The organism is Sorangium sp. So ce385 (assembly GCF_051474135.1).
Taxonomy (GTDB): Bacteria; Myxococcota_A; Polyangia; order Polyangiales; family Polyangiaceae; genus Sorangium; species Sorangium cellulosum_D.
Window position 1 is genome coordinate 9,826,342 of record NZ_CP150337.1, and the last position, 23,776, is coordinate 9,850,117.

The 23,776-nt window shown below is 72.4% G+C and carries 19 protein-coding genes and 1 other RNA gene; 11 read left to right on the top strand and 9 right to left on the bottom strand.

The window, feature by feature from the left end; translation table 11 throughout:
* Positions 1–71: 71 nt before the first annotated feature.
* On the bottom strand, positions 72–1,196 hold the full coding sequence (locus WME83_RS35780) for a 6-phosphofructokinase (RefSeq protein ID WP_437314193.1): 1,125 nt from the start codon (positions 1,194–1,196) through the stop codon (positions 72–74).
* Between the two features lie 317 nt (positions 1,197–1,513).
* On the opposite strand from WME83_RS35780, the gene WME83_RS35785 reads away from it, so the two are divergent.
* A complete protein-coding gene (locus WME83_RS35785) occupies positions 1,514–2,770 on the top strand; it encodes a lysylphosphatidylglycerol synthase transmembrane domain-containing protein (RefSeq protein WP_437314194.1) in 1,257 nt (418 codons plus the stop codon).
* A gap of 48 nt (positions 2,771–2,818) precedes the next feature.
* Here WME83_RS35785 and WME83_RS35790 read toward each other — a convergent pair whose 3' ends face one another.
* Positions 2,819–4,306 carry a Do family serine endopeptidase gene (locus tag WME83_RS35790; RefSeq protein WP_437314195.1) on the bottom strand — a complete coding sequence of 496 codons (1,488 nt, stop codon included), beginning with the start codon at positions 4,304–4,306 and terminating at the stop codon, positions 2,819–2,821.
* Positions 4,307–4,556: 250 nt separating this feature from the next.
* Between WME83_RS35790 and proC the strand changes: the two genes are divergently transcribed.
* Both proC and rnpB read left to right on the top strand, forming a co-directional pair.
* Positions 4,557–5,414 carry a pyrroline-5-carboxylate reductase gene (proC, locus tag WME83_RS35795; RefSeq protein WP_437314196.1) on the top strand — a complete coding sequence of 286 codons (858 nt, stop codon included), beginning with the start codon at positions 4,557–4,559 and terminating at the stop codon, positions 5,412–5,414.
* A 201-nt stretch (positions 5,415–5,615) separates the two neighbouring features.
* Positions 5,616–6,080, top strand: an RNA gene (gene rnpB, locus WME83_RS35800) — RNase P RNA component class A.
* A 71-nt stretch (positions 6,081–6,151) separates the two neighbouring features.
* On the opposite strand, the gene WME83_RS35805 is transcribed toward rnpB, so the two are convergent.
* Both WME83_RS35805 and erpA read right to left on the bottom strand, forming a co-directional pair.
* The gene (locus WME83_RS35805; protein WP_012238497.1) at positions 6,152–7,003 is read right to left on the bottom strand and encodes a sigma-70 family RNA polymerase sigma factor; all 852 of its coding nucleotides are present in this window, start codon (positions 7,001–7,003) and stop codon (positions 6,152–6,154) included.
* Positions 7,004–7,477: 474 nt separating this feature from the next.
* Positions 7,478–7,801: an iron-sulfur cluster insertion protein ErpA gene (erpA, locus tag WME83_RS35810; protein ID WP_437314197.1), complete on the bottom strand. Its 324-nt coding sequence runs from the start codon at positions 7,799–7,801 to the stop codon at positions 7,478–7,480.
* Between the two features lie 397 nt (positions 7,802–8,198).
* Here erpA and WME83_RS35815 point away from each other — a divergent pair, with 397 nt between their 5' ends.
* From WME83_RS35815 to WME83_RS35840, 6 genes are all read left to right on the top strand, one after another.
* Positions 8,199–9,266 carry an ArsR/SmtB family transcription factor gene (locus tag WME83_RS35815; RefSeq protein ID WP_437314198.1) on the top strand — a complete coding sequence of 356 codons (1,068 nt, stop codon included), beginning with the start codon at positions 8,199–8,201 and terminating at the stop codon, positions 9,264–9,266.
* Entirely contained in the window at positions 9,263–13,006 is a 3,744-nt protein-coding gene (gene metH / locus WME83_RS35820) for a methionine synthase (RefSeq protein ID WP_437314199.1), read from the top strand. Before WME83_RS35815 ends, metH begins: the two co-directional genes overlap by 4 nt.
* The gene (locus WME83_RS35825) at positions 13,003–14,157 is read left to right on the top strand and encodes a sensor histidine kinase (protein WP_437314200.1); all 1,155 of its coding nucleotides are present in this window, start codon (positions 13,003–13,005) and stop codon (positions 14,155–14,157) included. The genes metH and WME83_RS35825 overlap by 4 nt, the downstream gene beginning before the upstream one ends.
* The gene (locus WME83_RS35830; RefSeq protein WP_437314201.1) at positions 14,154–14,810 is read left to right on the top strand and encodes a response regulator; all 657 of its coding nucleotides are present in this window, start codon (positions 14,154–14,156) and stop codon (positions 14,808–14,810) included. The genes WME83_RS35825 and WME83_RS35830 overlap by 4 nt, the downstream gene beginning before the upstream one ends.
* Positions 14,811–14,908: 98 nt before the next feature.
* Positions 14,909–15,673 carry a DUF2306 domain-containing protein gene (locus tag WME83_RS35835; RefSeq protein WP_437314202.1) on the top strand — a complete coding sequence of 255 codons (765 nt, stop codon included), beginning with the start codon at positions 14,909–14,911 and terminating at the stop codon, positions 15,671–15,673.
* Positions 15,670–16,476 carry a class I SAM-dependent methyltransferase gene (locus tag WME83_RS35840; RefSeq protein ID WP_437314203.1) on the top strand — a complete coding sequence of 269 codons (807 nt, stop codon included), beginning with the start codon at positions 15,670–15,672 and terminating at the stop codon, positions 16,474–16,476. The genes WME83_RS35835 and WME83_RS35840 overlap by 4 nt, the downstream gene beginning before the upstream one ends.
* 45 nt (positions 16,477–16,521) lie before the next feature.
* Here the strand turns inward: WME83_RS35840 and WME83_RS35845 are convergent, their stop codons facing one another.
* From WME83_RS35845 to WME83_RS35860, 4 genes are all read right to left on the bottom strand, one after another.
* The gene (locus WME83_RS35845; protein ID WP_437314204.1) at positions 16,522–17,229 is read right to left on the bottom strand and encodes a glutathione S-transferase family protein; all 708 of its coding nucleotides are present in this window, start codon (positions 17,227–17,229) and stop codon (positions 16,522–16,524) included.
* Positions 17,226–18,239: a LysR family transcriptional regulator gene (locus WME83_RS35850; RefSeq protein ID WP_437314205.1), complete on the bottom strand. Its 1,014-nt coding sequence runs from the start codon at positions 18,237–18,239 to the stop codon at positions 17,226–17,228. The genes WME83_RS35845 and WME83_RS35850 overlap by 4 nt, the downstream gene beginning before the upstream one ends.
* Positions 18,240–18,450: 211 nt before the next feature.
* A complete protein-coding gene (locus WME83_RS35855; RefSeq protein ID WP_437314206.1) occupies positions 18,451–18,888 on the bottom strand; it encodes a hypothetical protein in 438 nt (145 codons plus the stop codon).
* A gap of 410 nt (positions 18,889–19,298) precedes the next feature.
* A complete protein-coding gene (locus tag WME83_RS35860; protein ID WP_437314207.1) occupies positions 19,299–20,120 on the bottom strand; it encodes a DUF3025 domain-containing protein in 822 nt (273 codons plus the stop codon).
* 145 nt (positions 20,121–20,265) lie between these two features.
* Between WME83_RS35860 and allB the strand changes: the two genes are divergently transcribed.
* Both allB and WME83_RS35870 read left to right on the top strand, forming a co-directional pair.
* Positions 20,266–21,621, top strand: a complete 1,356-nt coding sequence (gene allB / locus WME83_RS35865; RefSeq protein ID WP_437314208.1) for an allantoinase AllB — start codon at positions 20,266–20,268, stop codon at positions 21,619–21,621.
* Positions 21,600–23,147, top strand: a complete 1,548-nt coding sequence (locus WME83_RS35870) for an allantoicase (protein ID WP_437314209.1) — start codon at positions 21,600–21,602, stop codon at positions 23,145–23,147. Before allB ends, WME83_RS35870 begins: the two co-directional genes overlap by 22 nt.
* Positions 23,148–23,242: 95 nt before the next feature.
* Here WME83_RS35870 and WME83_RS35875 read toward each other — a convergent pair whose 3' ends face one another.
* Positions 23,243–23,680: a CHRD domain-containing protein gene (locus tag WME83_RS35875; RefSeq protein WP_437314210.1), complete on the bottom strand. Its 438-nt coding sequence runs from the start codon at positions 23,678–23,680 to the stop codon at positions 23,243–23,245.
* Positions 23,681–23,776 lie beyond the last annotated feature (96 nt).

Genomic DNA, 23,776 nt, shown 5'->3' on the forward strand with positions numbered 1-23,776 from the left:
GAACCTGGACAGTCCCACCATGCCTCCTGCCGGGCCGACGGCCGACAGCAGCCCACCCGCGCGCCCGCGGGTCAGGTCGCGGCGAAGTGGCCGGGCGGCTCGTCGCCGAAGCACAGGCCCATCTCGCGGGCCGTGACGACCGTGTCCGAGTCGAGCGGCACCGTCTTCGTCTTTCCCGCGACCTCGTCGAGGGGGACCAGCTCGATCCGGTTCGCCCGCAGCGCGACCATCCCGCTCCCGCAGTCCTCGACGAGGCAGCGCGCCGCGGCCGCGCCGAAGCGGAGCGCGAGCAAGCGGTCCGCCGTCGTGGGCCCCCCGCCGCGCTGCAGGTGGCCGAGCACCATCGAGCGCGCCTCCTTGCCCGTCCGGGCGGCGAGCTCCTTGGCGACGCGCTCGGCCACCCCCCCGAGGACGGCGGTGCGACGGAAGGCGTCGCCCGCGTCCTTGATGATCAGCTCTCCCCCCTGCGAATGCGCCCCCTCCGCCGCCACCACGATGGAGAAGCGCCGCCCGCGCGACTCCCGGAGGCGGATCTTCTCGGCGATCGGCTCGTAGCGGAACGGGATCTCCGGCATCAGGATGACGTCGGCGCCCCCGGCGATCCCGGCGTTGAGCGCGATCCAGCCCGCGTGCCGCCCCATCACCTCCACGACCATGATCCGCTCGTGCGCCTCGGTGGTCGTGTGGAGCCGGTCGAGCGCCTCGGTCGCGATGGACACGGCCGTGTCGAAGCCGAACGTCATGTCCGTGCAGCAGACGTCGTTGTCGATCGTCTTCGGCACGCCGATGACGAGGGGCAGCCCGCGCAGGAGGAGCTCGTGCGCGATCCGCATCGAGCCGTCGCCGCCCACGGAGATGAGCGCGTCGAACCCCAGCGCGCGGAACCGCCGCACGAGATCCTCGGACCGATCCCGCGGCACGAGCCCGTGCTCGCCCGGCGTCGGGTAGTGGAACGGATCGCCGCGGTTCGCGGTGCCCAGGATGGTGCCCCCGAGGTGCGCGATGCCCCGCACACGCTCGCGATCGAGCCGGATGAGCCCGTCCGGCGAGTCGTCGAGCAACCCGCGGTAGCCCTGCCGAATCCCCCAGACCTCCCAGCCACGCTCGATCGCGCCGAGCGTGGCCGCGCGGATCACAGCGTTGAGCCCGGGCGCGTCGCCGCCGCCGGTGCTGATAGCGATCTTACGTGCCGCCATGAGGCGGCCAGCATTGCGAGCCATCCTCGGCGACGCAATAGACATCTTCCTCGCCCGAGCCCGACCCGCCCGAGCCTCGAAGGGCGCGGGGCGCGCGGGACAGCCACGCTTCGCGCGACGACGAACGACGGCGCTCGGCGCGCTGGAGGAGCGAAAATGCCTCCGCGAAGCGTGGTTCGCACCCGCGCGCGCGCCGTGTGGTCGGGGCCGCTCTGCGGCGCGCCTCGCGCCGGGAGCGGCGCCGCAGGACGGTCGCGAGCGCCGGCGACAGGGTATAGGGGCATGCGCATGCGATCACCCCGGCTGCGCGCCCCCGTATGAACCGCGCCACCCTGATCCGAGGCATCCAGGTCATCGTCACGCTCACGCTCGCGTCGTTCGCGTACGTGCTCTACAGCGAGATCCACGACAAGCAGGAGAGCCTCGCCGCCGGGCTCGCGCACGTGCGGCCGGGCTGGCTGCTCGTCGGCGCCGTGCTGGCCCTGCAAGAGGGCGTGTTCGGCGGCCTCAGGATCTGGGTCCTCGGGCGCGTGCTCTGGCCCGAGCTCCGCGTGCGCACCGCGGTGACCTCGGAGTTCGTGCTGATGTTCTGCGCCGGCGTGACCCCGGGGCAGGCCGGCGCCGCGCCGTCGCAGGCCGCCGTGCTCGTCCACGGGGGCATGCGGCTCGTCGACGTGGCCACGGCGGAGCTGCTCACCGCCTCGTGCACGGTCTCGTTCTTCCTCCTCTCGGCCGTCGCCATCTTCGTGCTGCGGCAGAACGGGATGCTGGTCTTGCATGGGGGCCCGCAGATCGAGTGGCTGCTCTTCTTCACCATCGCCATGTTCGGCTCGGCGCTCGTCGGGCTGATCTTCGCGGCGGCGTACCCGCCGCTGCTCAAGGCGATCGTCCGCGCGCTGTCGGCGCCGCTCGGGGGGCTCCTGCGCGCCGCGCTGCGGGTCGCCCGGGGCGTGCCCCGGCTGCGGGCCCGCGCCGACGCCGCGCTCGCCGCGCCCGGCGCCACGACCGCGCGCGTGTTGCACAGCGTGGACGAGTTCCACAAGGGCTTCCGCATCTACATGCGCCGCGGGAAGCGCGCCTACGCCGCCGCGCTGCTGCTCACGTTCGGCTTCTTCTGGTCGCGGTTCGCGGTCGCCTACTTCATCCTGCTCGGGCTCGGCATCCCGACGACGCCCTCGACCTTCGTCTCGGCGGGCCCGCCGATCGTCCAGGTCGTCCTGACGCAGACGGTGCTCAACTTCGCGCTCTACATGAGCCCCACGCCCGGCGCGAGCGGCGTCGCCGAGCTCGGCTCGAACGCGCTCATGTCGCCCTGGGTCGAGGGCGCGTTCGTGGTGCCGTACGTCGTCCTGTGGCGGGTGCTCACCCTGTTCCTCTGCATGTTCGTGGGGGGCATCTATGTCTTCCGCTACCTCGGCACCGACGTGCTCGAGGCGCAGGTGGAGCAGACGGAGGCGGAGAAGCGAGCGCTCGAGGCGGCGCGCGCCGCCGGCGGCGCGCCTGCGAGCGCGGCGCCCGCGAGCGCGTCGGAGGGAGGAGAGGAGACCGCCGGCCGGCGGCGAGGCGCGGGGTGATGCAGGGAGGGCCGGCGCGGACCGGCGCGCGCCGGCCGCGCCGCGGGATCAGCGCGCGGGGATGGGTACGGCCGCGAACTGGACGAGCTTGCCACGCCGCACCTTGAGGAGCGCCGTCGACCCCTCCTTGGTCTTGCCGATGGCCGCGCGGAGGCCGGCGACGTCCTTGATCGGGGCGCCGTTCACCTCGAGGATCACGTCGCCCACCTGGAGCTCCTGCGTGTCGACGCCCTGCGCGAACCCGTCGACCCGCACCCCGCCGCCGGCCGCGTCGGAGACGTGGATGCCGAGCTTCTCGGCGCTCTGCTGCCGCTCGGGCCGCGCGCCCTGGATCGGCCGCACGCGGCCCTGCGCGTCGCCCTCCTCGTCCTGGAGCGCGTCCAGCTTGGCCCGGAGCTCGTGCCGCTTCTGGCCGCGCACCACCGTCACCTCGATCTCCGAGCCGGGCGCGTTGCGCGCCACGTTGCGCCGCAGCTCCTCGGCGTGGAGGATCGGGGTGCCGTTCACGTCGACGATCACGTCGCCCGGCTTGATGCCGGCGCGCGCGGCGGCCCCGCCCGGCTCGACCTCGGCGACGAGCGCGCCCTTCGGCGCGTCCAGCTGGAGCGCCGCGGCGAGCTCGCGCGTGACGGGCTGGAACAAAAGGCCGAGCTTGCCGCGCTCGACGAAGCCCTTCTCGCGGAGCTGCGGGAGCACGTCCTTCAGCGCGTCGATCGGGATCGCGAAGCCGATGCCGTTCGCGCCCGCCCGGATCGCCGTGTTGATGCCCACGACCTCGCCCCGCCAGTTGAACAGCGGTCCGCCGCTGTTGCCCGGGTTGATCGAGGCGTCGGTCTGGATGAAGTCGTCGTACGGCCCCGCGCCGATCGCGCGCGCCTTCGCGCTGACGATGCCGAGCGTGACCGTGTGGCCGAGCCCGAACGGGTTGCCGACCGCGAGCACGTGCTCGCCGACCCGCAGCTGCTCGCTGTCGCCGAGCGGCGCCACGGGCAAGCCGCTCGCGCCCTTCAGGCGGAGGAGCGCCAGATCGAGCTTGGGATCACGGCCGACGACCTCGGCCTCGAACTCCCGCTCGTCGGCGAGCCGGACGCGCACGCCGGAGGCCTCGTGGATGACGTGCTCGTTCGTCACGACGTAGCCGCTCGGATCGATGATGAAGCCGGTCCCGAGCGCCGTCTGCGGCGGCCGCGGGCCGCCCCGCGGGTTGAGCCGGCCGCCGCCGTGCGGGCCGAAGAAGAAATCGAAGGGGTCGAGCCCCTCGGGGCCGCGGGACTCGTGCGTCGTCGTGATGTTGACGACCATCGGCTTGACCCGCTCGGACAGCGCCGCGACGTCGAAGGTGGCCGGCACCGGCGCCGGCGGGAGCGTCACGGTCGAGACGGGCGGCGGCGCCGCGGAGGGCGGCGCCGCGGCGGCGGCCTGGGTGGAAGGGGGCGTGGCGTGAGCCTGCTGGCCGCATCCGCCGAACGCCAGCGCCGCCATCGAGAGCAGCGCCAGGGCCGAGGCGCGAGAGCGAGAGGAAACCGCTTGAATCATGGAATCTCCGTCGGGCAGTCGAAAGGTCCCGTCCTGCGTTCGGCGAACAGGGAGCCGACTGCGTTCATTCCGCCGCACAAATAACCGCACGAGGTCCGCTGACAAGGGCGCGCGCCGGGCCGGGCGGGCGCCGCGCGCCGGGCCGCCCGTCCCCGGCGGCACGCCGCGCCGGCGGCGGTGTCCGTCGAGATTTGAGCCGCGGGCTCGGCAAGGCTGCTAGGGTGCGCGCTCCTGGAGGCGAGCGAGGGCGATGGGGAGCGACGACGGCCGGCTGCGAGGGCGCAAGATCGGGTTTCTTGGCGGCGGGAACATGGCGGAGGCGCTCATCCGAGGCCTGATCCAGGGGGGCGCCGTGGGCGCCGAGCAGATCAGGGCGAGCGATCTCAAGAGCGATCGGCTCTCGTTCCTCCACGCGCGGTACGGCATCGAGACCACCGACGACAACGAGGCGCTCTGCCAGTGGGCCGACGTGCTCGTCATCGCCGTCAAGCCGCAGATCGTCGATCGGATCCTCGCGCCCATCTCGTCGGGGCTCGGCCGCGCGGACGTCGTCATCTCGGTGGCGGCCGGCGTGCCGATCGACGCGATCGAGGCGCGCCTGCCGGAGGGCGCGCGCGTCATCCGCAGCATGCCGAACACCGCCGCGATCGCGCTGGCCGGCGCCACGGCGATCGCCGCCGGCAGCCACGCCACGAGCGACGACGTCGAGATCGCGCGGGCCCTGTTCCAGGCGGTCGGCCGCGTGGTCGTGCTCGACGAGTCGCTGCTCGACGCGGTGACCGGCCTGTCGGGCAGCGGCCCCGCGTACGTCATGCTGATGATCGAGGCGCTGGCCGACGGCGGCGTGAAGGTCGGCCTCGGCCGGGACGCGGCGCTGCTGCTGGCGGCGCAGACCGTGTACGGCGCCGCCAAGCTGCAGCTCGAGACCGGCGAGCACCCCGGGCGCCTGAAGGACATGGTGACGAGCCCCGGCGGCACGGCGATCGCGGGGCTCCACACGCTGGAGGCCGGCGGGCTCCGCCGCACCTTGATCGACGCGGTCGAGGCCGCGTCGAACCGCTCGGCCGAGCTGGGTGCGCAGATGGCGCAGAAGCTCCGCCGCACCTGATCGCCGCGCGTCGCGGCGCCGTCGAGGCGCGGCCCGCGGCGGCGGCTTGATGACTCGATGGCTGGATGTGCGGATAGCAAATTGCCACAGCTGCCACAGCGGGCCGCGGCAGAGGTCCGCTCCCGCGCTGCCCGGGACGTGGCCGGCGCGCGGCGCGGAGGTATTGGCGTCCGGACGTCCCTTGACTATGTTCGCCGCGTCGCAGCGGGACAGGCGATCGCCGGCGGCCGGGGGAACCCGGTCGCGGGAGGAAAGTCCGAGCTCCGCAGGGCAGGGTGCCGGGTAACGCCCGGTGAGAGCGATCTCGAGGAAAGTGCCACAGAGAACAGACCGCCGCGCCGCGCGCCTCGCGAGGGCGAGGAGCCTCCTGCCCGGACGGGCTGCGCTCCGAGCCTCCGCCGGCCCGCCGCGCGGCAAGGGTGAAACGGCGGGGTAAGAGCCCACCGCGCCCTTGGCAACAAGGGCGGCACGGCAAACCCCACCTGGAGCAAGGCCGCGTAGGGAGGCGTCCGCGGCGGCGACCGCCGCCACGGCAAGGGCTGCCCGCCCCAGGCCTCCGGGTTGGCTGCTTGAGGCGCGCGGCGACGCGCGTCCTAGAGGAATGATCGCCAGCGCGAGGGGGGCGACCCCCCGCGCAACAGAACTCGGCTTACGTCCCCTGCGACCACGGAGCCCCGCCCCGGCGGGGCTCCGTGCTTTTGTGCTGTGATCGCCCGCCGCTCACCTGTGGCAAGGCGCTACGCCGCCAGCGGCTGCAGGCGGTCGCGCAGCTTCTTCTTCGCGCGCGCCTCCAGCTGCCGAGCCCGCTCGCGCGACACCCCGAGGCGGCGCCCGATCTCGGCGAGCGACAGCTCCTCCTCCGGGTCGGCCATCATCCGGGTCTCGACGATGTACCGCTCGCGCGGGTCGAGGTTCTCCACGGCCTGCGTCAGCCGCTCGCGGAGCAGCGCCCCCTCCTCCGCGCGGGAGAAGCGCTCCTCCTGGTCCTGGTCGTCCGCCGGCAGGGTGTCGACCAGCGACCGGGCGCCGTCCTCGAACACCTTCGTGTCGAGCGACACGTCCCGGGCCTCCAGCCGGTGCGCCATCTCCAGCACCTTCTCCGCGGGCGCGCCGAACTTCTCGGCCAGGAGCCGATCGCCCTCCTCCCCCTCGCCCACCAGGCCCGCGATGCGCGCCCGCTCGCGCCGCAGCCGGAAGAACATCTTCGAGCGCAGCGGGCCCGAGCCCACGCCGACCAGGCTCCAGGAGTGGATGACGTGGTTCAGGATGTACGCCCGGATCCAGTAGGCCGCGTAGGTCACGAAGCGATTTCCACGGTCAGGGTCGTACTTGCGGATCGCGTGGACGATCCCGAAGTTCCCCTCGGCGATGAGGTCGGCGAGCGGGATCCCGTACCGCCGGTAGCTGATCGCGATCGAGACAACATGCCTCAGGTTCGCGAGCGCGAGCGCCGCTGCGGCCTGCTCGTCGCCATGGTCCCTCCACCGTCGAGCGAGCTCGACTTCTTCCTCGCGCGACAGCTCCGGGATCTGCCGAACATGCGTGATGTAGCGCGAAACCGCGCTGGCCTGATCTCGGGACGTTTGCACAGGGTTTCCTTCGAGGTCCGAAGACCCCGGTTCGATGGTTGAGGCCGGCCGACGCCGGACCTCGGCTCCTGCGGCCGAGGCCGGCCGAAGCCGGACCTCGATCGCGTTGATCGCCTCGCCGGCACTTGCCGCCGAAGGGGTTGGTTCGAGATTCCGAAGAGAGCAGCCCACCCAGGCTGCGATGCAGCTGGCATGCCGCCCCGGGCGGGCAGCTTGTACACCGTGGCTGCGAAGCCATGGCGCATGCGGCTCAGGCTCGCCCGCGCGAGCGCTGAGGCAAAAAGGAGCCGCTAGAGAGCCGGGAAGGTCTCGATGCTCCGGGCGTACGCGCGCACGGCGCCCGTGTGCATCTCACGTCGGCCGCTTCGCCGACGGGCGAAGCGGGCCAGGACGGAAGCGAGGCTCAGGAGGAGGCGCGCGCGCGCCAGGTCAGGAGGCGCGCGCGCCAGGTCCGAGGAAACCGGAACCGCGGGATCAGACGGAGAACGAAGAGCCGCAACCGCAGGTGCTCTTGACCGACGGGTTGCTGAACTTGAAGCCCGAGCCGTGGAGGCCTTCCACGTAGTCGATCTCGGTCCCATCGAGGTACTGGTAGCTGAGCGGGTCCACGTAGAGCTTGATTCCGCGGTCCTCGAACTCCTCGTCGAACTCGGTCGGCTTGTCCTCGAAGTACAGGTCATAGGAGAAGCCGGCGCAACCGCCGCCCACGACGCGCAGGCGCAGCCCCTGCCCCAGCAGCTCCTCCGCGGTCGCGATCTCCATCACCTTCTCGGCTGCCTTCTGCGTGATCGTGATCATCCTGAATCTCCTCTGCGTGCTTTGTCCGGCGGGGGACGGCAGGTCCTGCCCGAGGGGCGCTCGCCCCGATGGAGGGCGAACCGCGCGTGCGCCCGGCCGGCCGTGCCCTGGGGTGGGGTGCTCAGGGCTAGCCAAAGATACGCACCTCCAGCGATGTCCGCCAGTGCCTCAGCCGGAACGGGGTACGCCTTCGACCTGACCGCCCGGTCGTCCAGGTAGCGCCGCCGTTCGCCCGGGGGATCCCGCCCATGGCGCGCGGTGAAGCCGAAGCGGGTGAGGCCGCAGCCGGCGAGGCCGCAGCTGAGGGCCGCCGTCCTCGCCCGCCGCAGGCGAGGCTTGACGCCCGCCCGCCGGCCCGCCACGCTGCTATCCGTTCATCCGGATTGAGAGATACGCGTTGCCCGACCTCACGGCCACCACCGAGCTCCTCCGGCTCCTCAGCGACCCGACCCGCGTCCGCCTGCTCGCGCTGCTCGGCCGCGAGGAGCTGAGCGTCGCCGAGATCACGGACGTCACGCAGCTGGCGCAGTCCCGGGTCTCCACGCACCTGGGCAAGCTGCGGGAGGCCGGCCTGGTCAAGGACCGGCGCGACGGGGCGTCGTCCTTCTACGCGATGAGCCACGGCGCCATGCCCGAGGAGGCACGGCGGGTCTGGGCGCTGCTCGAGGCGACCACGGAAGATCCGCTGATCGAGCAGGATCGCGAGCGTGTCCGCGAGGTCGTGCGGGCGCGCGCCGGCGGGGCGAGCTGGGCCGACTCGGTGGCCGGGCGCATGGAGCGGCACTACTCGCCGGGGCGGACCTGGGAGGCGTCGCTGCGCGGGCTGCTCGGCCTGATGTCCCTCGGCGACGTGCTCGACATCGCCTCCGGCGACGGCGCGCTGGCCGAGCTCGTCGCGCCGCGGTGCCGCTCGATGACCTGCCTCGACGCGAGCGAGACCGTGATCGAGGCCGCCCGGCTGCGCCTCGCGCGCCTCGGCAACGTCCGCTTCGCGCGCGGCGACATGCACGAGCTGCCGTTCGAGGGGGCGTCGTTCGATCAGGTGATGCTGATGAACTGCCTGACCTTCGCCCGGTCGCCCGCCCGCGCCATCGCCGAGGCGGCCCGCGTGCTCCGGCCGGGCGGCGCGCTCGCGGGGGTGACGCTGAAGGCGCACCGGCACGAGATCGCGGCCGTCACGTACAGCCACGTGCGTTTCGGCTTCGAGCCGCGCGAGCTCCGGGCGATGCTCGAGGCCGCGGGCCTCGTCGTCGACGCCTGCGACGTGACCTCGCGCGAGAAGCGCCCCCCGCACTTCGAGGCGATCTCGATCCACGCCCGCAAGGAGGGCGCGGCCGAGGCCGCCCCGCCGGCCAGCGAGGGCGAGGACGCAGAGCCCCGGGCCGCGCGGCCCGCCCAGCAGGACGGCTGCACCGCGGCCGCAGCACCCACGGTAAAGAAGCCCAGGAGAAGAGCAGAGCCATGAACGGAAGCGAACGCCCCGCGCGCCTCGAAGAGATCCTCGACAGCCGGATCCTGTGCCTCGACGGCGCGATGGGCACGATGATCCAGCGCTACCGCCTGGGCGAGGCCGACTACCGCGGCGATCGCTTCCGCGACCACGCGATCGACCTCAAGGGCAACAGCGATCTCCTCGTGCTGACGCGGCCGGACGTCATCGCGGAGATCCACGGCGCGTACCTCGACGCCGGCGCCGACATCATCGAGACGAACACCTTCACGGGCACCTCGATCGCCCAGGCGGACTACCGGCTCGAGTCGCTCGCCTACGAGATCAACCTCACCGCGGCCCAGATCGCCCGGAGGGCGGCCGACGCGTGGACGGCGCGCACGCCCGACAAGCCGCGCTTCGTCGCGGGCTCGATGGGGCCGACGCCGAAGACGCTGTCGATCTCGCCGAGCGTGAACGACCCGTCGTTCCGCGCCGTCACCTTCGACGAGCTGCGGAGCGCGTTCGCCGAGCAGGTGCGCGGGCTCGTCGACGGCGGGGTCGACGTGCTGCTCGCGGAGACGTTCCTCGACACGCTGAACATGAAGGCGTGCCTCGTCGCGATGGAGGAGGTCTTCGCCGAGAAGGGGCGGCGCCTGCCGATCATGCTCAGCGTGACGATCACCGACCGGAGCGGCAGGACGCTCGCCGGCCAGACGATCGACGCGTTCTGGACGAGCATCGAGCACGCGAGGCCGCTCAGCGTCGGCCTCAACTGCGCCCTCGGCGCGAGCGACATGCGGCCGTACCTCGTGGATCTCGCGAAGCTCGCCCGGGCGCGGGTGAGCTGCTACCCGAACGCGGGCCTGCCCAACGCGTTCGGCGAGTACGACGAGCAGCCGGAGACGACGTCGCGGCTGCTCGCGGAGTTCGCGGAGAGCGGGCTCGTGAACATCGTCGGCGGCTGCTGCGGGACGACGCCGGACCACATCCGCGCGATCGTCCGGGCGCTCTCGGAGCGGAGGCCGCGGCCCCTGCCCACGGCGCGCGACGGCTTCGGGCGCTTCAGCGGCCTGGAGACGCTCGTCATCCGGCCCGACACGAACTTCCTGATGATCGGCGAGCGGACCAACGTGACCGGCTCGGCCCGGTTCATGGAGCTCATCAAGAAGGGCGACTTCACGACCGCGCTGGAGGTGGCGCTCGACCAGGTGCGCGGCGGGGCGAACATCCTCGACGTCAACATGGACGAGGGCATGCTCGACTCCGAGCAGGCGATGACGACGTTCCTGAACCTCATCGCCACCGAGCCCGAGATCGCCCGCATCCCGATCATGATCGACAGCTCGAAGTGGTCGGTCATCGAGGCGGGGCTCAAGTGCATCCAGGGCAAGGGGATCGTCAACTCGATCAGCCTCAAGGAGGGGCCGGAGGACTTCCTCAAGAAGGCGCGCGTCATCCGCCGCTACGGGGCGGGGGTCGTGGTGATGGCCTTCGACGAGGTCGGCCAGGCCGAGACGGTGGCGCGGAAGGTCGCGATCTGCCAGCGCGCGTACAGGCTGCTCACCGAGGAGGCCGGCTTCGATCCGCAGGACATCATCTTCGACCCGAACATCCTCGCGATCGCGACCGGCATCGAGGAGCACAACGACTTCGCCAAGAACTTCATCGAGGCGACGCGGATCATCAAGGCGACCTGCCCGGGGGCGCGCGTGAGCGGCGGCGTGTCGAACCTGTCGTTCTCGTTCCGCGGGAACAACGTCGTCCGCGAGGCGATGCACTCGGCCTTCCTCTACCACGCCATCCGGGCGGGCATGGACATGGGCATCGTGAACGCGGGGCAGCTCGCGGTCTACGAGGACATCCCGAAGGACCTGCTCGAGCGGGTGGAGGACGTCATCTTCAACCGGCGCCCGGACGCGACCGAGCGGCTCGTCGAGTTCGCCGAGCAGGTGAAGGGCAAGGGCAAGAAGAAGGAGCTCGACCTCGCCTGGCGCGAGGGCCCGGTCGAGGAGCGGCTGTCGCACGCGCTCGTGAAGGGGCTCGTCGACTTCATCGAGGCGGACGTGGAGGAGGCGCGGAGGAAGTACGAGAAGCCCCTCTCCATCATCGAGGGGCCGCTGATGGACGGGATGAAGATCGTCGGCGAGCTGTTCGGCGCCGGGAAGATGTTCCTCCCGCAGGTGGTGAAGAGCGCCCGCGTGATGAAGCGGGCCGTCGCGTACCTCCTGCCGTTCATGGAGGCCGAGAAGGCCGCCGGGGGCGGGACGTCGTCCCAGGGGAAGGTCGTGATGGCGACCGTGAAGGGCGACGTGCACGACATCGGCAAGAACATCGTGGGCGTGGTGCTCGGGTGCAACAACTACGAGGTGATCGACCTCGGCGTGATGGTGCCGCAGGACAAGATCCTGGAGACGGCGCTGAGCGAGAAGGCCGACATGATCGGGCTGAGCGGGCTGATCACGCCGTCGCTCGACGAGATGGTCAGCGTGGCGCGCGAGATGGAGCGGCGGGGCATCCGGCTGCCGCTGCTCATCGGCGGGGCGACGACGAGCCGGCAGCACACGGCGGTGAAGATCGCGCCGGAGTTCGGCGGGACCGTGGTGCACGTGCTCGACGCGTCGCGGGCCGTGGGCGTGGTGTCGAGGCTGCTCGATCAGGCGAACCGGCAGGCGTTCGACGCGCAGAACCGGGAAGAGCAGGCCAAGCTGCGCGAGCTCTTCGCGAGGAAGCGGGCGAAGCCGCTCGTGACGCTCGCCGCGGCGGACGAGGGGCGGCTCAAGGTCGCGTGGCGGCCCGAGGACATCGCGGCGCCGTCGTTCACGGGGCGGCGCGTGGTGGACGACGTCCCGCTCTCCGAGATCGCGCGGTACATCGACTGGACGTTCTTCTTCACGGCGTGGGAGCTCAGGGGCCCGTTCCCGCAGATCCTGGAGCACCCGCAGTACGGCGAGGCGGCGCGCGAGCTGTTCGACCACGCGCAGAAGGTGCTGCAGCGGATCATCGACGGCAGCTTGATCCGCGCGCGGGGCGTCTACGGGTTCTGGCCGGCGAGCGGCGAGCAGCGGGACATCGTGCTCTACGGCGACGAGGCGCGCTCACGCGAGCTCGTCCGGTTCAACATGCTCCGCCAGCAGCAGGTGAAGGCCGCGGGCGGCGCCGAGGAGGACGGCGAGAAGGCCGTGGGCGGGGTGAAGCCGTACCTGTCGCTCGCCGACTTCGTGGCGCCGCGGGAGAGCGGGCTCGCCGATCACGTCGGCGCGTTCGCGGTGACGGCGGGCATCGGGCTGGATGAGGTCGTGCGCGCGTACGAGAAGGACAAGGACGACTACAGCGCGATCATCGCGAAGGCGCTCGCGGATCGGCTCGCGGAGGCGTTCGCCGAGCTGCTCCACGAGCGGGCGCGGAGGGAGTGGGGGTACGGCGCGGCAGAGGCGCTGAGCAATGACGAGCTCATCGCCGAGAAATACCGGGGGATCCGGCCGGCGTTCGGGTATCCGGCGTGCCCGGATCACACCGAGAAGCGCAAGCTGTTCGCGCTGCTCGACGCGCCCTCGGTCGGCATCGAGCTGACCGACACCTGCGCGATGACGCCGGCGGCGAGCGTGAGCGGCATTTACCTGGCGCACCCCGAGGCGCGGTACTTCATGGTGGGGCGCCTCGGCAGGGATCAGGTCGCGGACTACGCGAAGCGCAAGGGGATGACGCTCGAGGAGGCCGAGCGGTGGCTGTCGCCGAACCTGGGGTACGACCCGAAGGCGGCGGACAGCGCGTGAGGCTTCTGCGCGAGCTCCCTCGCCTCCTGCGGTCCGAGCCGAGAGCGCCTCATCCGCCCGGCGTAGGCAAGGGAGACTGGGCGCTGCTCGGCGCGCTCGTCGCGATCGGGCTGGTCGAGCTGGCCGTGAGGCTGGATCGCTCGTGGGCATCCGCCTCTCTCCTGGTCGGCTTCGCCCTCACGCCCACGGTGCTGTGGCGGCGATCGAGGCCGCTGCTCATGGTCGTGATCGCGTTCGGCGCGAGCACGGCCATGGCGTTGACCCGGCTCTCGATCGGCGGCGACCTCCCCAGGCTGCACACGACGGCCTTCCTGCTCTTGCTTCCCTACTCCCTGCTCCGGTGGGGCGCAGGGCGCGACGTCATGGCGGGCTCGCCCATCATCCTGCTCTCGGCGTCGCTGGGCCTCCTCGCGGATCGGGCGAAGGCGAGCGACGTCATCGGGGCTTTCGCCGTCCTGCTCTCCGCCATGGCGCTCGGCGCGGCGATCCGCTATCGGGCGCGCGCGCGCTCGCACGAGCTCGAACAGGTGAAGCTGCGCGAGCGCGCGCAGCTCGCGCGCGACCTCCACGATACGGTCGCCCATCACGTGTCGGCCATCGCCATCCGCGCGCAGGCCGGCCTGGCCACGTCGTCCACGAACCCCGACGCCGCGATCGACGCGCTCCGCGTCATCGAGACCGAGGCGTCGCGCACCCTCACCGAGATGCGCGCGATGGTCCGGTTCCTGCGGCGAGACGAGTCCGCGGACCTCGCGCCGAGCCCGCGCATCGCGGACCTCGATCGCCTGGCCCACCGGTCCGAAGGCCCCGAGATCCACGTCGAGCTCTCCGGGGACCTCGACGACCTCTCACCGTCGGTGTCAGCCGCGATCTACCGCCTCGCGCAGGAGTCGATCACCAACGCTCGGCGGCACGCCCGGCACGCGACGCGGATCGACGTGGGCGTCTCCGCAGACCATGACTCGGTGAGCCTGCGCGTCAGCGACGACGGCGCCCCCACGAACGGCCGCCAGCCCGCCTCGGTGGGCTACGGGCTCCTCGGCATGATCGAGCGGGCGGAGCTGCTCGGCGGCACGTGCCACGCGGGCCCGCGCCCGGAGCGCGGCTGGACGGTGACCGCCGTGCTGCCGCGAAGGGGACCGGCCCTATGAGCATTCGAGTCATGGTCGCCGATGATCAAGAGATCGTCCGCACCGGGCTCACCATGATCCTCAATGCCCAGCCCGACATCGAGGTCGTGGGCGTCGCCGCCGACGGCGACCAGGCCGTGCGGCTGGCGCTCGAGCTTCGCCCCGACGTGTGCCTGCTCGACATTCGCATGCCCGGCATCGACGGCATCGAGGCCACGCGGCGGCTCGCCGGCCCGAGCGTCGACCGGCCCATCGGGGTCGTCGTGATCACCACCTTCGACCACGACGATTACGTGTATGGCGCCCTCAAGGCCGGCGCCCGCGGCTTCCTGCTGAAGGACGCCGGCCCTGACCTGCTCGCCCAGGCCGTCCGCGCCGCCGCGAGCGGCGACGCCCTGATCGCGCCCAGCATCACCGCGCGGCTCCTCGGCGCGTTCGCCGCCGCCCGGCGCCCCCTGCCGCGCGCGCAGCCGAGGGAGGCCCTCACCGACCGGGAAGAGGAGGTCCTCCTCGCCGTGGCCCGCGGGCGAACCAACGCCGAGATCGGCGACGAGCTCCACATCAGCCTCAGCACCGTCAAGAGCCACATCGCCAGCCTCATGGCCAAGCTCGGCGCGCGCAACCGGGTCGAGATCGCCATCTGGGCGTACGAGACCCAGCGCATCCGGAGCTGATCGGCCGAAAGTACGACTTCCCGGTCCGACTCTCGGCCGGCCGAGATTTGGCCGCTCTGCCGATGTTCGCGGCCAGGGGCATCCTTACGCTCGAGCGCATGATGGATGAGAGCGCTGCAGCGTCCTGTGCTTCACCCTCCCTGTCGCCGCCGAGCGGCCGGCGCCTGGAGGGCCGGAGACGAGAGCGATCGAGCGCGAAGGCCCCCTCGGCGAAGGGTGCATGGCGTGTCCCCGCGCTGCTGATCGCGCTCAGCGCGGTCCCGGTCGCCGCCGGCGCCGTTCGCGTGATCGGGCTGGCCGGCGGCGCGGAGATCACCCCGGAGAACGCGCGGTTCTTCGCGGATCCGGTGCCCGTGGTGCTGCACATCCTCAGCGTCAGCGTGTGGTGCGTCCTCGGCGCGTTCCAGTTCTCCTCCGGCCTGCGCCGCCGGAGCCCCGGATGGCACCGAGGCGCTGGGCGGGTGCTGGTCCCCGTCGGGCTCATCGCCGCGCTCTCGGGTCTATGGCTGACCTGGGCCTATCCCCCGGTCGATCACGACGGCCCGCTGCTTCAGGCCCTCCGGCTGGTGGTGGGCTCGGCGATGGCCCTGTGCATCTGCCTCGGCTTCGCCGCCATCCGCCGCCGGGACATCGCCGGGCACCGCGCCTGGATGATGCGCGGCTACGCGCTCGCCCTCGGGGCCGGCACGCAGGTGCTGACCCACGTGCCCTGGCTGCTGTTCGGCGGCATCCGTGACGAGCTCAGCAGGGCGCTCGCCATGGGGGCCGGCTGGGCGATCAACCTCGCCGTGGCCGAGTGGATCCTCCGCAGCGCGGCGGCGCGAGGCGGCGCGGCGGGCGCCGTGATAGACCGGCGCGCATGACCGAGGCCGAATGGTTTGACCTGAACCGCCGCGCCTGGAACGCGCGCACCCCCGTGCACCTGGGCTCCAAGTTCTACGATCTGGCCGCCTTCCGGGCCGGCGCGAGCTCTCTCAAGCCGATCGAGATCGAGCAGGTCGGCGACGTCCGGGGAAAGACGCTCCTCCACCTGCAATGCCATTTCGGACAGGACACGCTCTCGTGGGCGCGGCTCGGCGCGCGCGTCACCGGGCTGGACCTCTCCGACGAGGCCATCAAGGCTGCTCGCGCGCTCGCCGCGGAGCTCTCGATCGACGCGCGGTTCGTGGAGGCCAATACCTACGACGCGCCCTCGGCGCTCGGCGGCGAGGCGTTCGATATCGTCTTCACCTCGTACGGCGTCCTCGGGTGGCTCCCGGACATGACGCGGTGGGCGCGCGCGGCCGCCGCGTGCCTGAAGCCGGGGGGCGTCCTGCACCTCGTCGAGTTCCACCCGCTCGTCTGGGCCTTCGACGACGCGTTCGAGCACATCGCCTACGCGTACGACGGGAACGGAGAGCCGATCCTCACGGAGCAGACAGGCACGTACGCCGACCGCGACGCGAGCGTGAAGCTCCGAGAGGTCGGCTTCAACCACGGGATCGGGACGGTGGTGACAGCGCTGCTCGAGGCAGGCCTCACCCTGGAGCGGCTCCGGGAGCTCGACTGGTCGCCCTACGACATCTTCCCGGACATGGAGGAAGGGCCGCCCGGGCAGTTCCACATGAAGAGATTCGGGCGCCGCCTGCCGCTCGTCTTCGCGCTCGCGGCGCGGCGGGGGCGCTGAGCGCGGCGACGATGTAGTCCGCGTAGCCGGCAGCCTGACGCACGCTCAGGGCGCCGCCGCGCCGCCGGCCGCCTTGGCGTACGAGCTGCCCGCCGGCGCCGTGAGGTGCGGGTTCCTCTCGACCTCCTCCGCGGCCGCCGCGGACCAGCGCGCCATCGCCGGGAGCGACGTGATGGTGCCCGCATAGGCCCGCGCGACCTCGTCGATCTCGACATCGTACGAGAGCAGGCGCGTCACCACGGGCGCGAACATCGCGTCGGCGATCGAGAAGGCGCCGAACAGGAACGGTCCGCCCTGGCCGAACCGGGAGCGGCAGTCGCGGAAGATCTCGAGGACGCGCGCGACGTCGCGGGCGGCGCCATCCGAGATCGCGCGCCGCGGGTACCGCCGGGCGACGTCCATCGGCAGCTCCCGGCGCAGGTCGGCGAAGCCGGCGTGCATCTCGCTGCTGACCGCGCGCGCGATCGCGCGGGCCTCGCGCCCCTCGGGCCACAGCCGCGCGCCGGGGAACGCCTCGGCCACGTACTCGCAGATGGCGAGCGACTCCCACACGACGATCTCGCCGTGGCGCAGGGCGGGCACCTTGCGCGTCGGCGAGTGCCGCGCCACCCGATCGACCCAGTCGGGGAGCTCGTACGGAATGACGTGCTCCTCGAACGGGACGCCCGCGTGGGACATGGCGAGCCACGGCCTGAGCGACCAGGACGAGAGGTTCTTGCTGCCGATGTACAGGTGAAGCTCGGGGGTGCTCATCGTTTCGTCTCCTTGTTTCGTCGGGTCTTGCGGGGCGCGCCGCGGGGGCTCCGGTCGTCGCCCGGGCCGCCCGCGGGCTGCGGAGGGGGAGCGTCGCCGCAGAGGACGGCGCGCTCCTCGGTCAGCATGCGCGCGAGGGCGTCCAGCACCGCGCGGACGCGGGGCGCGTGCTGGAGGTCGCGGTGGACGGTGAGCCAGACGGCGCGGCGGGGCTCGTCCGGCAGGGGGATGCGCGCGAGGTCCGGCTCGTGGTCGCCGATGAAGCACGGCAGGAGCGCGACGCCGATCCCGGCGCGCGCGGCGCCGAGCATGCACGCCGTGCTGTTGCTCCGGAGGACGCACGGGCCGCCCGCGGCCATGCGCTCGAACCAGACGTGCTCCGGCGGCATCGCGCCGGGCGCCTCGATGCCGATGCGCGCGTGCGCCGGGAGATCGGCCGCGGTGGGCGCGCCGCGGCGCTCGATGTAGGCGCGCGCGCCGTACACCGCCCAGCCGACGACGCCCGCTTTCCGGACCACGAGGCCGCCCTCGGTCGAGCGGAAGAACCGGACCGCGATGTCCGCCTCCCGCCGGGAGAGGTCGAGCGCGCGGATCGCGGTCACGAGCTCGACCGAGATCCCCGGGTGCGCCGCGTGGAGAGCGCCGAGCCGGGGCGCGATGAAGCGGCTGCCGAACGCCTCGGCGGCCGTCACCCGCACGGTGCCCGTGAGGCGCTGGTCGCGGCCGAGGCTCCCGCGCTCGATGGCGAGGATCGCCTCCTCGACGCGCGCGACGTCGGGGATCAGGCCGAGGCCGTCGTTCGTGAGCGCGTATCCGGAGGGCGACCGCACGAAGAGCCGCACGCCGAGCGCCTCCTCGAGCGCCTCGACCCGGCGGCCCACGGTCGTGTGATCGACGCCGAGCGCGCGGCCGGCGCCGGCGAGGGAGCCCGCCCGGGAGAGGGCGAGGAGATACCGCAGGTCGTCCCAGCTCATCACGATGCGACTCTCCCAGCCACGCTGCGCGAGCATGCGCTCGCGGCAGCGTACCGGGGAGACCGCAAATATGCGCGCCTATTGTGCAAAAATGCACAGCACGGCTGTGCGTGGGTGCGCTCCTGGATCGACGGGCGGTCTCGCCGATCGGCCAGCCGCCTCCGGCGAAGCCACCACGAGCCTCCTGGGACAGACGAGGGGCCTGCGCGCCGATTTCATCGCGGCAGCGACGCGGCCGCGATGCCGATCACTCCTCAGCGGCGTCCTGCGAGACCGAGATGGGCCAGCAGCTGTAAGCGTTGTAGTGGATCCCGTTGCAATAGAAGTTAACACCATACAAGCAGGCGTTGATGTTATGCCACACGCCGTTACAGCAAGCGTAACACCGGCCTCCAGAGCACGATGAGCTGCCATCCACGCACGCTGCAAAGCTCGACGTGGCAAGCTCAGCGTCGCTCCCCTCGCCCGCGAGGGCATCCATCGATCGCGCGCCCTGGCAGTGACCGCCTTCGGCGCCCTCAGGCGATGAAGGCACGAAATCGGAGCCGGCGCGCCGCGAGAGATCGACGGCGGGGATCAGCGCCTGCTCCGCCTCGTCGACAGCTCCTTCATCACCCACAGGGGCGGCAATGCAGCCGCACAGGCTCGTCACGACCGCAAGGATGCTGCAATGAATCAACTTCATAAGACGTCCTCCTCCTTGTTCTGTGCGTCGAACGCGCGCCGTTCAGCGCTCGAGCGCTGGTGACGTCGACCCGATCGTCGTCTCGCGTTCGCCCCCTTGAAAAACGCACCGAATCGGTAACGCAGGCCACTAAGTCTCGTCAAGAGAATTCAGTCCGTCAGGCCCCGTCCCGCAATACCTGCGTTGAGAGGCCGCATCTCTTCTGCGTCTTCTGCGAATTTCGCGCGATGAGCTGATGAGTCTGCCGCGCGACGCCGCGGATGCAGACTGAGGCATTCCGCCTCATCGCCGCTCAGCCCGCGCGTGCCCCATGGCGCGTCACGCCGTCGCGGGACTCCATCCACGCCGCGCGCCGCTGCGCCGCGGCGCAGCGCCTGGGCGACAGCGAACGTTGCGCGACGGAGCGCCGCTCACGCGCACAGGACGCGCTCGTCGACCGGGAGCCGCGCGCTGCGCTCGGGGTGCGCGAAGCTGCCGGGCGATCGCAGCGCGTCGCAGAGGCCCGCGTCGGCCAGCGAGACGAGCGCGCCCGGCGCCGCGGGGAGCGGGCCTTCGCACGGGATGAGGTGCACGAGCGCGTGGACCGTCGGACCGGGCCGGAGGAGGCTCTCGTAGAGCGCGTGGCCGAAGACGAGCGCCGCGGCCTCGCCCCGTTGCACGGCGCCCCGCGCCTCATCGGCAGAGCGCCCGAGATCGGCGGCGTCTTCGAGCAGGGGCGCCCGGCGCGCGTCGTGGAGCAGCAAGAGCCCGCCCTCGTCGAGGAGCGCGAGCCCGTCGAGCTCGCGCGTGCGCGCCGGCGGGAGCGCCCCGGCGGATGGATCGAGGCGCGCGGCGATCGCCCGGTGCTGGCGCGCGTGGAGCTCCGCCTTCGCGCGCGGGAACGCGGCCCACACGAGCATGTTGAGGAAGTCGTGCCAGTTCCTCGGGCGCGTGGGCACGCGGCCCTCGACGTGGATGCGCGCGTCGTAGAGCGACGAGGGGTCGAGCGGACCGCGCCGCCCGCGGCGCCGCGGCCTCGGCGGCTGCTCCACGAAGCGGACGGGGAAGCCCTCGCCGAGCGCGCGGCCATAGGCCTCGACCGGCGGCCAGTCGACGCACCCCGAGAACGCCTCGGCCCACGGACGGATGGGCCAGTAGAGACGGCTCTTCTCGTAGAAGAGCGGCTCCCAGGGGACGGGGCTGCGCCCCGGTGCGCCGCCCTGTTGCGGCGCAGCTCGGCCGTCGGCGCTCACGCAGGGCAGCGTAGGAGCAGGACCGCGAGAGCTCAAGCCGCGACGGAGCGCGTGCGATGAAGCCGCGGCGGAGCGCGTGCGATGAAGCCGCCGCGGAGCGCCGCCCCGGCGGGCCGCCCGGCGCCGTGATATCCTGGCGCCCCTGATGACGCCGGACCTCATCGTTCGCGGGTTGCGGGTGGTCACCGGGGGCGCGGTGCGGCCGGCCTCGGTGCACATCCAGGGCGGCACGATCGCCGCCGTCGCCGGGCACGACGAGGTGCCGGAGGGCTGCCCCGTCGTGGACGCCCGAAGCGCGGTGGTGATGCCCGGGCTGGTCGACGCGCACGTGCACATCAACGAGCCCGGACGCACCGAGTGGGAAGGGTTCCAGACGGCGACGCGCGCCGCGGCCGCCGGCGGCGTGACGTCGCTCGTCGATATGCCCCTCAACAGCATCCCGCCGACGACCACGGTCGCGCACCTCGAGGAAAAAGCGCGCGCGGCCGAGGGCCGCTGCCTCGTCGACGTGGGGTTCTGGGGCGGCGCCGTCCCGGGCAACGCGGGAGAGCTGATCCCGCTGCTCGAGGCCGGCGCGCTCGGCTTCAAGTGCTTCATGGTCGACTCCGGCGTCGCCGAGTTCGGCCACGTCGCCGAGGCGGATCTGCGGGCGGCGCTCGAGGTGCTCGCGGGCACGGGGGCGCCGCTGCTCGTCCACGCCGAGCTCCCCGGCCCGATCGACGCCGCGCGCGCGGCGATCGCCGGCCTGGATCCGCGGACATACGCCGCCTACCTGCGCTCGCGGCCGCGCGAGGCGGAGGACGAGGCGATCGCCCTGCTCGCGTCGCTCTGCCAGGCGACCGGCGCGGCGGCGCACGTGGTCCACCTCTCGTCGGCGACGGCGCTCGGCATCCTGCGGCGGGCGCGCGACGGCGGCGCCGCGCTGTCCGCCGAGACGACGCCGCACTACCTGCACTTCGCCGCCGAGGAGATCCCGGACGGCGCGACGCCCTTCAAGTGCGCTCCGCCGATCCGGGAGCGCGAGAACCGCGAGGAGCTCTGGGCCGCGCTGCAGGGCGGCCTCATCGATCTCGTGGTCTCCGATCACTCCCCGTGCACGCCCGAGCTCAAGCGGCTCGAGGCCGGCGACTTCGACGCGGCCTGGGGCGGGATCTCGAGCCTGCAGCTCGGGCTGTCGATCGTGTGGACCGACGCCCGGAAGCGGGGCGTCCCGCTCGAGCGGCTCGCGGACTGGCTGTGCCGGGGGCCGGCGCGGCTCGCCGGGCTGCGCCGGAAGGGGGAGATCCGGCGCGGGTTCGACGCGGATCTCGTCATCTGGGATCCGGAGGCGAGCTTCCGGGTCGAGCCGCCGCTCATCCAGCACCGGCACAAGGTGACGCCGTACGCGGGGGAGGAGCTCCACGGGGTCATCCAGGCCACCTACCTCCGCGGCGAGAGGGTGTTCGACCGCGGGAGCTTCTCCGGAGAGGCGAGAGGGCGATGGCTGAAGCGAGAGGGGTGACGGGGCCGGCGTTCGCGGAGGCGCTCGATCTCGCCTCGGAGCGCCTCGGCGGCGCGGTGATCTCGGCGAACGACGAGTTCTTCGCGCCGAAGGAGAACCTGCTCAAGGCGACGAAGCCGGTGTTCCTCGAGCACGAGTACACCGATCGCGGCAAGTGGATGGATGGCTGGGAGACGCGCCGGCGCCGGACTCCCGGGTTCGACTGGTGCCTCGTCCGGCTGGGGTTGCCGGGGATCATCCGCGGGGTCGTCGTCGATACGGCGTTCTTCCGGGGCAACTACCCCGAGCACTGCTCGATCGAGGCGTGCGCGGCGCGGCCCGACGCGCGGGTGGAGGAGCTGCTCAATCCGCGGACCCACTGGGTCGAGATCCTGCCGCGCTCGCCGCTCGCGGGCGACGCGCAGAACGCGTTCGCGGTGAGCTGCCCTTTCCGGTTCACCCACCTCCGCCTGAACATCTATCCGGACGGCGGGGTGGCGCGGCTCCGGGTGCACGGCGATGCCGTCCCCGACTGGCGCCGGCTCGACCGCGCGGGCGCGGAGCTCGATCTCGCGGCCGCGGAGAACGGCGCCCGCGTGCTCTCGTGCAGCGACATGTTCTTCGGGGTGCGCCACAACCTCATCATGCCCGGCCGGGCGGCGAACATGGGAGAGGGCTGGGAGACGCGCCGCCGGAGGGGGCCCGGGTACGACTGGGCGCTCGTGGCGCTCGCGGCCCAAGGCGAGATCCACCGGATCGAGGTCGACACCAACCATTTCAAGGGCAATTACCCCGACAGCTGCATGATCGAGGGGATCGACGCGGCGGGGCGCCCGCCGGAGGAGCTCGCCGGCGCGAGCGATTTCCGGGAGATCGTGCCGCAGACGAAGCTCCAGGCGCACACGCGGCACCTCTTCGAGGAGGAGCTCCGCGCGGCGGGGCCGTTCACGCACGTGCGGCTGAACATCTATCCTGACGGCGGGGTGAGCCGGCTCCGCGTCTTCGGCAAGGCGACCCGGAGCGGGGCGGCGGAGCAGCGGCTCCGCTGGCTCAACGCGCTCACGGACCGGGAGGCGGAGGCGGAGCTCCGCGCGGCGTGCGGGGCGTCCTCGTGGGCGTCGCAGATGGCGGCGGCGCGGCCGTTCCGCGACGAGGAGGCGCTCTACGCGACGGCGTCGCAGGTGTTCGCGCGGCTCGGCCCGGAGGACTGGCTCGAGGCGTTCCGCGCGCACCCCCGCATCGGAGAGACCAGACCGCAGGCCGAGGAGGCGAGCGCGACGGCGAGGCGGTTCTCGAGCCAGGAGCAGGCGGGGATGAGCGCGGCCGCCGAGGAGACGCGGGAGGCGCTCGCGCGCTACAACCGGGCTTACGACGAGAAGTTCGGGTTCATCTATATCGTCTGCGCGACCGGGAAGAGCGCGGACGAGATGCTGGAGATGCTGCGCGAGCGGATCGAGCACGCGCCGGAAGAGGAGCTGCACATCGCCGCGGAGGAGCAGCGGAAGATCACGGAGATACGGCTGAAGAAGCTGCTGTGGGGCGCGTAGATCCCGGGGGCACGGCCGCCGAGGAGGGGGCGCCAGGACGCTTTTGCGTCGGCGAGACGCCTGTCTGGAAGCCGGTCTATCGGGGTGTCGGGCGCTCAGCGCGATAGCTGGCCTCGCAAGGCGCCCTCGGGGAAATCGGCGGTGCGGACGGCGACGTAATACCGCTCCGGTGCGGTGAGCAGCGCGCTCAGGTCGTCGCGGGACGCGCCGACGCAGCCCTTGGAGCTGCCGCCCGTCGGCGGCATCAGCGTGAGGACGACGCGGCCCGCAACTCCGGCTGGGCCCTCGTGGACGCGCGCCGCGATCGCGGGCGCGATCCCGGAGACCGTGAGGTCGAAGCAGACCTCGCCCAGGACGAGATCGAGCGTGAGGCGGGCCGTGCCGCTCCCCCTCCGATCGCCGCGGCCCGACGCTTCGTCCTGCCCGGTCAGCGCGGCCGTGAGCGGCCGGATCGGGCGCTCGGGCAACGCCGCGCGCGCGAGCGCCGCCGCCAAGAGGACGGCGCCCAGAGCGGACATCGTGAGATGCGGCATGTCTCCCTCCTGCACATCCCAGGGATGCGCCGTGCGAGGGCGCCACGAAGAGCAAAGACGACGCCGGCCCGCGCGCGCGTCGCACGACGCACGCCC